The sequence below is a fragment of the Dolichospermum circinale AWQC310F genome (genome assembly GCF_000426925.1).
Lineage (GTDB): Bacteria > Cyanobacteriota > Cyanobacteriia > Cyanobacteriales > Nostocaceae > Dolichospermum > Dolichospermum circinale.
In genome coordinates this window covers 61,936-73,654 of the sequence record NZ_KE384670.1, presented here as the reverse complement: position 1 = coordinate 73,654, position 11,719 = coordinate 61,936, and the positions used below count along the sequence as shown (strand labels likewise).

The window sequence follows — 11,719 nt, the reverse complement described above, 5'->3', positions numbered from 1 at the left end:
TCCCTGTTCCCTGTTCCCTGTTCCCTGTTCCCTTGTCATAACGACAATTTTTAACGCCAACCTACTTAACAGTTAAACTCAACTTTGGACAACACCTGCTATATGTTTAGTTGATTATGCCATGGTGGGGCGGTGGTTAGCCGGGATTTTTAGTGATCAAATTCTTGGGAAAGCCTGAAAATATCCATGAGTTAACCGCAGACGAACGTTGATAAGCGTCCATGATTGGATAAAGAGAAGAAACATAATCACAGCAAATCCTTTATAAATAAGCTTTTTCAGGGATTTTGGCTGTATGGGAAAAAATATTTTTAGTTAGGTGATATGAAACCGATCAAAACTGGGTAAGTTAATAACATCAGGAATTAGACAACACCAATCCTACAGGAAAACACCATGAAAACTGAACTAAAAGCCAAATTCTTACAACACCTCCTGGGTAAAAAGAAAGAAGACGAAGGTTTCACCTTAATCGAACTGTTAGTTGTTATTATTATCATCGGTATTCTATCCGCTATTGCTCTACCTTCCTTCCTCAGCCAAGCAGCAAAAGCTAAACAAACGGAAGCAAAAACCTTTGTTGGTGCAGTCAATAGAGGCCAACAGGCTTACCGCATGGAAAATCAAAGCTTTGCTACTAGTACCGCGGCTCTACAAATCAATGTTCCAACTACCTCAAAAGATGATATTACTGGGAATTTCTACTATAGTTATAGTATCCCAACTCCAACCGCAAGTGCTACTACTTTTAACGCAGTACCTGTAAATGCTGAATCATCTACTCTGAGAGCTTATGCTGGTGGCGTTGTTGTTGTCTCAAGTGGACAAACTGCTGCTGCTGCTTGTATGACAACTGCAGTTTCTGGCCTAGAGCCCGCAGTTACCCTAACTACCTCTGGGGCCAACTGTGCTAGTAATGCTAATAACATGAAATAAAGTTGAGTACTTTATTTTTCGGCGTTGCTGATTTTTGGGATGAAAAACAATTTTGCATATATTTAAAATCCTTGTAGAGACGTTCCAGGGAACGTCTCTACACCCAAAAAACATCCCGCATTTATGCAACGCCTAATTTTGCGAATAATATCAATTTTTTGTCAGATTTTCTCGCATATTGTGGGGATTAACTGTGTTAATCCCTACTTTTAGCTTTGATTCATGTTTCTAACTGCCAAAACTGATATTAATTTAGACTTGTGTATTGATTCTCTCAAGGTTTGCAATGATTACCACCAACTTAAATAATCAAATTTCTGCTCACCCAAACTTATTAACCATTCAAGAATATGAACAAAATATTACAGAGAATCCCCAGGAAGTTACTAATTATTGGTATTTAGGACTAGCTTTGTTATTAGCAGGAAGAGAAGAAGAAGCGCAGATAGCCTGGATGACTCCACTGCTAGAATTTGGAGAAGAAGAATCGGAACAATGGCTACTGCAATTAACAGAAATTTTATTCAATGCTGCCCAACAACAGGAAACAGATTCTCAATCTCAATTTGCTTGGGTAATTCGTCAACACATTAGACAATTTCTTCCTGGTAATATTAACAATCTTTTGAAAATAATTGAATTAAATATTGATTTAAAGATTGAGGATTTGGAAACCAATGTTAATCAATTAATTGCTATTATATCCGAACTAAGAGAACCCCCTATTTTTGATGAGCAATTATTAGTCCAAGTGCTTGAGAAATTACTTCGTCCTAACCCCGTTAATCCTCCTGATTTTATAGATAAGTTAGTAGAAGCCTTTATACCTTATTTAATCAGTTCTGAAACTATTATTAAATTATTGATAGATAAAGCTGATGGCTATAGTCATTTTTTCAACTTTGAGATGTCACTTTATTTTGCGAAAATTGCCTGCCACCTCAGACCCAATAATTTAGCTTGTCTTGGCAAAATTATTTTTTACCTGCAAAGTCTAGCAGGATGTTACCATAAAGAGTCTATTGATTGGGCAAACAAATATTTAGAAATTGCTGAAGAACCCATTGAGAAAATTCTCGGTACTCACTTCTTGCTGACAGGATTTTTACAGTCTCTTGATTATCCAGAAAAAGCAGTTCAGATTTACCAACAATATAAACAACTTTTATCTGATCTGGTTAACAATCAAACAGAAAGCAAAAGTTTAATTGATATCTTAGCTATTGGTGCTTTTTTGCTATACATGGAAGATAATCCCCATGAAAATAGATTAATTCGTAATAGATTAGCCGCTTTATGTCAAAAAATGATCTGGAAAGAGTATTCTAAAGAGATCAACATTTATCAACAGCGTTTTAATACACCTCGTCCTGCTTTGAGTCAACGTCCTTTAAGAATCGGCTATGTATCAGAGTGTTTTATTTCTCATTCTGTCGGTTATTTAGCCTGGTGGTTATTAAAATATCATAATCGCCAAGAATTTGATATTCATTTATATTCTTTAAGAGAGAGAATTTACGATCCACAACAACAAGCTTATAAAAACGAATTTGGTGATCATTTTCATCAATTATGCCCGCCCATAGTGACAATTGCAGATAAAATAAATGAAGATGAAATAGATATTTTAGTTGATTTAGATAGTTTAACTTCCTATAGTAATTGTGCTATTTTAGCTTTGAAACCCGCACCTATTCAAGTTAGTTGGTTAGGATATGATGCGACTGGTTTCCCGACGGTTGATTATTTTATTGCTGATAACCATGTTTTACCTGCATCAGCACAGAATGATTATACAGAAAAGATTTGGCGACTGCCGCAAAATTATATTGGTATTGATGGCTTTAATGTGGGGACACCAACTATCAGTAGAGAATCTTTAGATATTCCTAATAATGGAATTATTTATTTTAGTTCTCAAACTGGATTAAAACGTAATCCCGATAATATCCGGTTGCAAATGCAAATTATCAAACAAGTTCCTAATAGTTATTTTCTGCTGAAAAGTTTTCGCAGCAATCATGAAGATCTGCAAAATTTTATTGCTCCCCTTGCTGAAGCCGAAGGACTTGATTTAGAATGTTTTAGGTTTTTACCTTCTGCACCTACAGACATGGAACACCGGGCGAATTTAGCCATTGCAGATATCGTTTTAGATACCTATCCCTATAATGGTGCAACTACTACTTTAGAAACATTATGGATGGGTGTACCCATAGTGACAAGAGTGGGGGAACAATTTGCAGCCCGGAATAGCTATACAATGATGATGAATGTGGGTGTAACTCAAGGTATTGCTTGGAGTGATGAAGAATATGTAGAGTGGGGTGTGAAGTTGGGTAAAGACGAGAAATTAAGACAAGAAATTGTCTGGAAACTGCGAAAATCACGACAAACATCACCCCTATGGAATGGGAAGAAATTTGCGCGGGAAATGGAGAATGCTTATTTACAGATGTGGCAAAGGTATATTGATAGTTAAGGCTAATTAATACTTGTAATTTGGGTTGATACAAGAAAATCGGACCTTGCTGATAGCCTGCGTAGCGTAGCCATATTGGCGTAAGATTTTTGCAGGTAGAGCCTATAATACTAATGGAACGTCTCTACAAAGGTCTTGAACCTATGCAAAATTATTTTCATCCCTAAAATCAGCAATGCCGGAAATCAAAGCACCGGAAATTATGTTAATCTTTAATCAAAAGGCTGATTTTACAGCACTTACCGGTGTTATGAGGTACATATCTAGTGGGCAAGATGCCCGCACCACAAGAGTTTCATGATTCAACTTTGTACCTCATCAAAGCGGAAAACGCTATAAATGACCCATCCTAACAAAAAAAGGATTGTGATTATGTTAAATAAAATACCAAATCAACTACAAAGACTGTATGAAATTGACGATTATCTCTGGTTGGAAGAAACTATTAAGCTTCTAAAAGCAAAAAATTTAGAAAACTTAGACTTAGAAAATTTAATTGAGGAGTTAGAAAGTTTGGGAAGAAATGATTTAAACAAAGTTAGAAGTCTATTAAGACAAATTATAATTCATATTTTACTATTAGAATATTGGCACGACGAATATGATCGAAACCATCGGCATTGGCGGGGAGAAATAATCGCTTTTAGAGATGATTTAAACAATAGCTTAACTACTACATTAAAAAATAAGTTAGTTCAAGAATTAGATCATATTTACAATGTTGCTTTGAAAGTTGTTGTTCAAAAAACAGGATTAGCATCAAATCTATTCCCTGATAATTGTCCCTATTCTTTAGAACAATTATTAGATGATAATTGGTATCTTCAAAAGTAACTGGATTTGATACAGCGGTTCTTGGTTGGGTGAAATACAAGGACTTCAGCTATCAAAAAGAATCAAAAGTTGCACTATTGCTTAACCCAACCTACATTTCTAAGACGCTTAAAATTGACTTATCAAACTATCTAGTTGATAACTTTTTAAGTCACTAACTGGTATTTGTACTAAATTTATTTTAGCTTCATTATTCAAGATAACTCTACCATAAATGCGGGGTAACAAAGATTGCCATTGCATATTTCCTAATTTATCAATCAAGGAAATCTCTATAGTATCGCTAATGTCTAAATCTGCCATTAACAGATTCATAGCCACACTAGATAAAAATATTTCTGCATCTTCTATAGTTAGATTACCTATGTGGATAATCAGGGTAATTTTTTGATTTTCAGGGTGATTTGCTAATGTTTGAATTACCTGTTGTAATTCTAAACCAAGTTCATCTTCTGCTTGTGTCCAATCAGGAAAGATAATAAAATTAATATCTCTTAATTTTAACTCATTGATAAAATCGCTGTTTTGGTAATTATCTGAAGAAAAGTCTAAATTCAAATCTTGAGATAATTTATTTAAGACAGAGATAACATGAGGTTTTCCATGGAATCCGAAAGTGTTTTCCCAAGAAAAGTTTTCCAGTTCTTCTATGGGTTGTTCAAAACTAAATTTAATAGCAACTTCTAAAGGTGCAAATTTAATACTTTTCGCTGTAAACCAGTCATAAAAATAATGGCAGATAATCAAATCTTCTGATAATGAAGATGTTTGTATATTATCAAAATCCAATTCTGAACATAATTCTAGTAGCTTTTTACTTCTTAAAGAAAAACCACCATTACCTACTCTATTTTTATTTAAGTCAAGTATATCTACCGTCTGACCTTGGGAGTTAACTAAATGAGATTGTTTGCACCAAGGTGCGCCAATATAATCATAATTTAAAAATTCCTCTGACCACAACTGAGAATTGATAATAAAACCATCTCCTTGTGTAACTAAGCAAAATTCAGTCTCTATAAATGAATTAAGTTCTTTGATTATAAATCTACTATATTCTACTAGACTTCTAATGGGATAAATTCTAATAATTTCTAACTGCGGAAAAAGCTCAAGATATTTTTGGTCAATTTTTTCGGAAGTGAAAAATAATACTCTATTAAAGTTCACATTCAAATTAGAAATTACTAAACTTAGTAAAGTAAGTTCTATATCTACCGAAGATATAGTAACTAGAGTTGTATTGTGTAGATTGATTTTATTGGTATTTTTATCCAGTAAATGAAGAGCATTATTCAATAATTCTGTGATATTAATACTCTGTTGTGTTTGAGCTAAAGATCCACTATAAAAAGTTCTTTCTGTAAAGTCATCTGCTAAAACATCTCTAATGATAAAAGGAGGATGTTTTAAGGGGAATTGCATTTCTGTAACTGGTATATTAGCTAAAATACTATTTGTATCTGTTGCGTGAGTTCCTTCTTGTCCAAATCCAATATTAGAAACTAAATTAATATTTGGTAAAACGGTTAACCCTTGATTTAGATAACAAGCAAATAACCAAGGATAATCCCAAGTATTGTATCCTTCATACACAATTTGGAACATTGCTGACCAATATCTAAATGCTTGTTCATCTTGGAGAATATCAAATAGCCAATTTTCATCCCTAACTTGAGGCCAAAGAGCCATAGTATCATCATAATATTGCCATGCTCTTTTCCAAGTAGCCCATCCCCAACAATGGCTATAACGGGAAAAATAATAACTATAATTTCGTCTTTTTTGTCCAAACTGAAGATTTTGTCCACAAACTAACATGATTCTGGTATTATGACGATACTCTTCTAATAACTCTTCACAAAAGCGAAAGAAACTAGGATCAGGGAGACAGTCATCTTCTAAAATAATTGCTTCTTCAACTTGAGAAAATACCCAATCTAGTCCGGTATAAATTCTCTTTCTACAACCTAAATTAATATCAGAGTAATTAGTTAATACTTCACACTTCCAGTCAACTTGATTAATAATTGCTCTAGCAGCAATACACTTTTCTTGTTCTCCAATTTTATTCGCTCTTGCACCATCAGCAATAACTAATAATTTAGGAGGTTTAGCTTCACGAATTTTTTGAAAAACTCGCTCTGTCACATCAGGACGGTTAAAGATGATGAAACCAACCGGGGTTTTTAATTGCCATTCATTCATAAAATTCTACTTTTTAAATTGCAATTTTCAGTTATTATAAAGTAAGTACAGGTATTTTGTCTAATCCTATTTGATTAATAAATTTTTTGTTTTCACTTTCTAAAATAATTCTAGAGTGTAAAATTGGCAATAAACCTTTATATTCTTCTGGTGAATTTGTTTTGAATAAATTAAATTGTGGTAATTGATCATCATCAGTTTCTGTATTTCCTTGATAACAAAGATTGAGTAAAACATCTGCTAATAAGAAGTTCGCATCTTCTAAACTGGTGTTTTGGATATCAATAAGTAAGGCAATATCACTATTTTTAGGGTGATCAATAATGGCTTGACATATATTTAGTAACTGTGCAAATATTACTTCTATAGATTGACTCCAATCTGGGAAAATGATAAAATTAATATTTTTAAAATTCAGTTGATAGTTGTTTTCTGCTGATTTTATAGCTTTTAATACAGCATGAACATGAATCACTTGATTTCCCGAGTTTTTCTGATCAATGCTAACAATACTGAATTGTCCCTTAAATCCATAGTGACTTTGACAACCTGCTAAATAAGGAGGAAATTCTTGGCAATAATACATAAAGGAATTAATATTCCAAAAACTGACATGGGTAGGATCTTGAAATGCTCCTCTGCCATCAGTTGATGGTACGCTAATGTCAACTATTCCATCTGGCTTTAATATTCTCCAGATTTCATTCATTGTGTGGATTCTATCAGGCAGATGCTCGATAATGTCGTATGCTTTAATAAAATCAACACTGTGATCAGGAAATGGAAAAGAACCATTCAAATTAGCAATAACATCAACTTGATCACCGGCAATAATATCTACTCCGATAAAACCCTCTGCTTTATGAGTTCCGCATCCTAAATCAATACAAACTAATTTAGATTTACATGAGGACGATAAATTATTATCAGTATTTCCTGCTTCCTCTATGATGCTATCAAATACTTGTTTTTGTTCTAAATTATTAACAGGATTTTGATTTTCCTCCTTATTAGCAATTAATAATATGCCATTATTTTCAAAATATTTCCTACTAGGATGAAATTTCCCTAATCTACTTTTTGTTTCTAAATCAATAGGTCTAGTAAAAATTAAATCTATTTTCTGAGTTAGAAAACTACTTTGATTAATATATGCTAAGTAATCTTCCGTGAATAAACGATTAATATGAGGTGAATGATAAACATAGTAAACCATTAAATTCGCTGTTTCTTTGTCAGTAAATTGACATAAATGGCTATACATTTCCGGTGAACTCATCAAAAGATGACCCCAAGGAGGTATGGGAGATTCTCCAAAATGAAATTTTCTTCCTTGTTTATCAACTATATTCGGTAAATGATGACCGTCATGGGCAGACCAGATAGGCGAAAACATAGAGAATAATTTTCCTCCCGGTTTAAGAGCTAGAAACATTTTATCCAAAGCTAATGGCAATTTATGAATATGCTCAAAAGTCGCAATAGAAAAAATTAAATCATATTGGTTATAATATTCCTCTGGTAAATCTTCAATATTTTCTAGATAAAGATTATATTTATTTTGTTGTTTATTATTGAACTTGTAATCAGAAGTATTCTTAATGTTTTTGATAATTGTACCTGTGTGAGTTATTCCTCCTGTTTCTTCCAATGATTCTTGATAATCTGGTGTTTCAATTCCTGTCCATGATTTCACACCAAGATAATCAAAAACAAAATCAGGAGATAAACTTCCTCCTACTTCAAGTACATCTTTATTTTCAAATCCAACTAATTGCTGACAGATATGAGCAAAACTAACATGATAACTAAGGTTGAATTTAGACTGACATTCTTGTATTTGTTCTTGTTTTAGCATTTGTTCCTCAAGAGATAAGAAATATTTTTTCAATGTAGGTTAAAAAATTGTGAATCTGCTGTGTATTTTTTTATTACTTTGCTTTTTCTCTGATTGTTTCCTTTACATTCCTAACACAGTATTAAAATCCTACCTATTTAATTTTACCAGTTTCTCCATAACGGCGATCGCTTGCTTAACCTCCTTAATTACCTCTATATCTAGAGATTACCCACAATTTCCAAAAATATATCACTTTCTGAATATGCTAATGTTAATTTTCACAAATCTTTACAATTAATCTGGAAAGTGCCTAATTATCAATTTCTACACCTAATTCCCGCAATTTTGCTGCCAACTTATCAGCCCTTTGTTTTTCTTGTTCAGCCCTTTGTTTTTCTTGTTCAGCCCTTTGTTTTTCTTGTTCAGCCCTTTGTTTCTCTTGTTCAGCTAATTCTTGTCCTGTTAATAATAAATTACCTGCTAAATCCCACCACCGTAACCAAGGTAAATCTATATTTTTATATGTTCCCTGCCAAATACCTAACTCAGCACCCATTTTAGCAATTACATAATGACCTCTTTCATTAGGCGACATTAAATAATATTGTCCCTCAACTAAATGATATAATTCTAAAGATGATTTTTTTTCTTCATAAATGCCGTAAAAAGGCACTCTAATTGCTTTTTCATAAACCCAAAATTTTCCCTGATAGGGAGTTTCGTCTCTTTCTTCTTTACCGTTTCCTGATACAAATTCCAGGACAATTAAAGGTGCTACCAATTCCTGCCATAATACGTAAGAACGGCGCATTTGACCATTTAAAGTTGGTGGTACATCAGGAACATAAAACCAATCTGGTGCTTCTGCTCCCTTCTCTGGTGGGTTTGTGATTCGCCAATAAATACCACTATCTTGTCCTATGCAAAATTGTTTATCTGGATGAATTGCTTGTAATTTTAACCAAATAGATTCAGTTAATAAAATGCTTTGGGGATGCTCTTGAAAATTTTTCACGAAATTTCCGTCTTCACAGGGTAATTGGGTATGGTCTGGTAATTGTGTGGAAATTTCAAGTTTGAGGGTATCCATAATTTGGCCTATTTCTTGGAAATATGAATGAGAAGAAAACAGGAATTTTAGGTAGTTATTGTCCTGAATAAATTTTTGATATTCCTGTATAAATCCTATGCTTTAATAAAAGCAACACTATGATCGGGAAATGGAAAAGAACCATTCAAATTAGCAATAATATCAACTTGATCACCTGCAATAATATCAACCCCTAGAAAACCTTCTGCTTTATGAGTTCCACATCCTAAATCAACACACTCCATAAATTTTATCAATCAACAGATTTATTCTGACAGACCCCACCATACCATGAATATACCCATAATTCCCTAGACATCATAATATATCACCTGTATCGCTTTCTTATCTAAAATGACGTTAATTGTCATAATACTTTACAATATGACATTACCCACAACAGGCTGTATTATATTGCACAAACTGTATTAATAAACACAACTACGTCATAATCTATAAATTTTATCAGTCATCTGATGAGATGATCAGATATCCAATTCCCTGAAATATCAAATTATTATCTACAATTAATCGCTTTGCTATCTCTGGAAATTGTTGCTGAAGATGGTTTTTTAATAACTTACTATCACCACCAGTTATGATAATCTGACTATTAGGAAATAACCCCCACCAAGCCTCAATAAAATCTTTTATCCCACTTAATAAAGTGTAAATTACTCCACTTTGAATAGCCTCTGATGTATTCATCGCAAATCGTGGTGGTAAATTGGTCATTAAACTAGTTTCTAATAATGGTAATTGTCCCGTTTTTTGTCCTAAACTGCTCAATTGTAACCCCAAACCCGGTAAAATTGCTCCCCCAAGTAAGCATTTATGATCGTCTACACCTGTAAAAGTTAATGCTGTACCGCCATCAATTACTAATGTGGGAAATCCCCAAGTTATTCCCGCACCCCATAACGCTAAAGCGCGATCAATTCCTAATGTCGGGTACATTCTCTGTAATGGTACATCTGCTAGGGTAATCAGACGCAAATAGGGATAAATTTGCCAAAGTGCGGTTTGCTGGGGAACAACAGAGGCAAAAATCACAGGCACAGGATAATCTGGGGAAATAGGAAGAATATCCCCAGGTAAAGAAATCACTCTCAGCCAATTATCTAATGTTGGAAATTGGGCTAATTGTTGGATAATAGATGCAGATGGATGAAATGTATTCCCAGTTAAGTATAGGGTTTTATCTATGAATAATCCCCAATGAACACGGGAATTACCAATTATTAATGCTAAGGAAAGATGCTGTTGACTTTTTGCAGGAGAATGATTTGCCAATGTTTTAATTTTCTTAACTGAACTATAGGTTTTTTAATATTAATTAATAATAAACCTGTGCCACAATAGGAGAAAGGCATAAATACTCAATTTATTAAGGAGGGGCGTTATGGTATTGCTCACGGAAAAGTTAAAAAAGCGTTTGAATATAAATACCATAGATATCAGTGAAAATACTACGGCGATTCGCTCTTTAGACTGGGACAGAGATCGCTTTGATATTGAGTTTGGTTTGCAAAATGGCACAACATACAACTCTTTTCTAATTCGTGGTGAAAAAATAGCCCTAGTTGATACCTCCCATGAAAAATTTCGCCAACTTTATTTTGATACCCTCACTGGTTTAATTAATCCCCAAAATATTGACTATTTGATTGTCAGTCACACTGAACCAGATCACAGTGGACTAGTAAAAGATTTATTACAAATCGCTCCTAATATAACCGTTGTTGCCTCAAAAGTAGCAATTCAGTTTTTAGAAGATTTGGTACACCAACCATTTAAGCGGAAAATTGTTAAAAATGGCGATCGCTTGGATTTAGGCAATGGCCATGAATTAGAATTTGTCATTGCTCCGAACTTACACTGGCCTGATACCATTTTCACCTTCGACCACAAAACCCAAATTCTCTACACCTGCGACGCTTTCGGTTTACATTACTGCTCAGAAAGTACCTTTGATGACGATTTGGCTGCCATAGAAACCGACTTTAAATATTATTATGATTGTTTAATGGGACCAAATGCCCGTTCTGTCTTGTCCGCAATGAAGCGCATGGCAGAATTAAAAACCATTCGCATGATTGCCACTGGTCATGGTCCCCTATTGTATCACAATGTGGAAGAATTGACAAGCCGTTATCGGCATTGGAGTCAAGGACAAACCAAAGCGGAAACCCCCGTAGGGATATTTTACGTCTCCGAGTACGGTTTTGGCACGCAAATAGCCCAATCTATAGCCAATGGGATTACTAAAACTGGTGTGGCTGTCGAAATAGTAGATTTAGCCGGCGTTAACGAATTACAAGAACTCCGG

General features: G+C 33.9%; 9 protein-coding genes. 4 read left to right on the top strand and 5 right to left on the bottom strand.

The annotated features are described in order from the left end of the window. The first annotated feature begins 396 nt into the window (after nt 1-396). From ACIR310F_RS0105835 to ACIR310F_RS0105825, 3 genes are all read left to right on the top strand, one after another. The gene (locus ACIR310F_RS0105835; protein ID WP_028083000.1) at nt 397-936 is read left to right on the top strand and encodes a type IV pilin-like G/H family protein; all 540 of its coding nucleotides are present in this window, start codon (nt 397-399) and stop codon (nt 934-936) included. 286 nt (nt 937-1,222) lie between these two features. After that, a complete protein-coding gene (locus ACIR310F_RS0105830; protein ID WP_028082999.1) occupies nt 1,223-3,418 on the top strand; it encodes an O-linked N-acetylglucosamine transferase, SPINDLY family protein in 2,196 nt (731 codons plus the stop codon). A 372-nt stretch (nt 3,419-3,790) separates the two neighbouring features. Continuing rightward, a complete protein-coding gene (locus ACIR310F_RS0105825; protein ID WP_028082998.1) occupies nt 3,791-4,252 on the top strand; it encodes a DUF29 domain-containing protein in 462 nt (153 codons plus the stop codon). Nucleotides 4,253-4,360: 108 nt separating this feature from the next. Here ACIR310F_RS0105825 and ACIR310F_RS26680 read toward each other — a convergent pair whose 3' ends face one another. From ACIR310F_RS26680 to ACIR310F_RS0105800, 5 genes are all read right to left on the bottom strand, one after another. Continuing rightward, the gene (locus ACIR310F_RS26680; RefSeq protein WP_071604795.1) at nt 4,361-6,460 is read right to left on the bottom strand and encodes a DUF5672 family protein; all 2,100 of its coding nucleotides are present in this window, start codon (nt 6,458-6,460) and stop codon (nt 4,361-4,363) included. 34 nt (nt 6,461-6,494) lie between these two features. Beyond that, nucleotides 6,495-8,318, bottom strand: coding sequence for a methyltransferase domain-containing protein (locus tag ACIR310F_RS23540; RefSeq protein WP_051289484.1), 1,824 nt, complete (start codon nt 8,316-8,318; stop codon nt 6,495-6,497). A 292-nt stretch (nt 8,319-8,610) separates the two neighbouring features. Beyond that, nucleotides 8,611-9,390 (bottom strand): Uma2 family endonuclease, encoded by a 780-nt coding sequence (locus tag ACIR310F_RS0105810; protein ID WP_028082997.1) that lies wholly within the window; start codon nt 9,388-9,390, stop codon nt 8,611-8,613. A gap of 95 nt (nt 9,391-9,485) precedes the next feature. Then, nucleotides 9,486-9,635, bottom strand: a complete 150-nt coding sequence (locus ACIR310F_RS25280) for a class I SAM-dependent methyltransferase (RefSeq protein WP_155963638.1) — start codon at nt 9,633-9,635, stop codon at nt 9,486-9,488. A gap of 220 nt (nt 9,636-9,855) precedes the next feature. Continuing rightward, nucleotides 9,856-10,683 carry a pantothenate kinase gene (locus ACIR310F_RS0105800; protein WP_028082996.1) on the bottom strand — a complete coding sequence of 276 codons (828 nt, stop codon included), beginning with the start codon at nt 10,681-10,683 and terminating at the stop codon, nt 9,856-9,858. 109 nt (nt 10,684-10,792) lie between these two features. Between ACIR310F_RS0105800 and ACIR310F_RS26675 the strand changes: the two genes are divergently transcribed. After that, nucleotides 10,793-11,719 (top strand): FprA family A-type flavoprotein (locus ACIR310F_RS26675; RefSeq protein WP_231387407.1); only part of this gene is annotated, 927 nt, incomplete at its 3' end.

What these genes read in the sequence shown, in the direction of transcription:
- ACIR310F_RS0105825 (WP_028082998.1), top strand. Translation starts at nt 3,791, where the DNA reads ATGTTAAATAAAATACCAAATCAACTACAAAGACTGTATGAAATTGAC.
- ACIR310F_RS0105810 (WP_028082997.1), bottom strand. Translation starts at nt 9,390, where the DNA reads ATGGATACCCTCAAACTTGAAATTTCCACACAATTACCAGACCATACC.
- ACIR310F_RS23540 (WP_051289484.1), bottom strand. Translation starts at nt 8,318, where the DNA reads ATGCTAAAACAAGAACAAATACAAGAATGTCAGTCTAAATTCAACCTT.
- ACIR310F_RS0105830 (WP_028082999.1), top strand. Translation starts at nt 1,223, where the DNA reads ATGATTACCACCAACTTAAATAATCAAATTTCTGCTCACCCAAACTTA.
- ACIR310F_RS26680 (WP_071604795.1), bottom strand. Translation starts at nt 6,460, where the DNA reads ATGAATGAATGGCAATTAAAAACCCCGGTTGGTTTCATCATCTTTAAC.
- ACIR310F_RS0105835 (WP_028083000.1), top strand. Translation starts at nt 397, where the DNA reads ATGAAAACTGAACTAAAAGCCAAATTCTTACAACACCTCCTGGGTAAA.
- ACIR310F_RS25280 (WP_155963638.1), bottom strand. Translation starts at nt 9,635, where the DNA reads ATGGAGTGTGTTGATTTAGGATGTGGAACTCATAAAGCAGAAGGTTTT.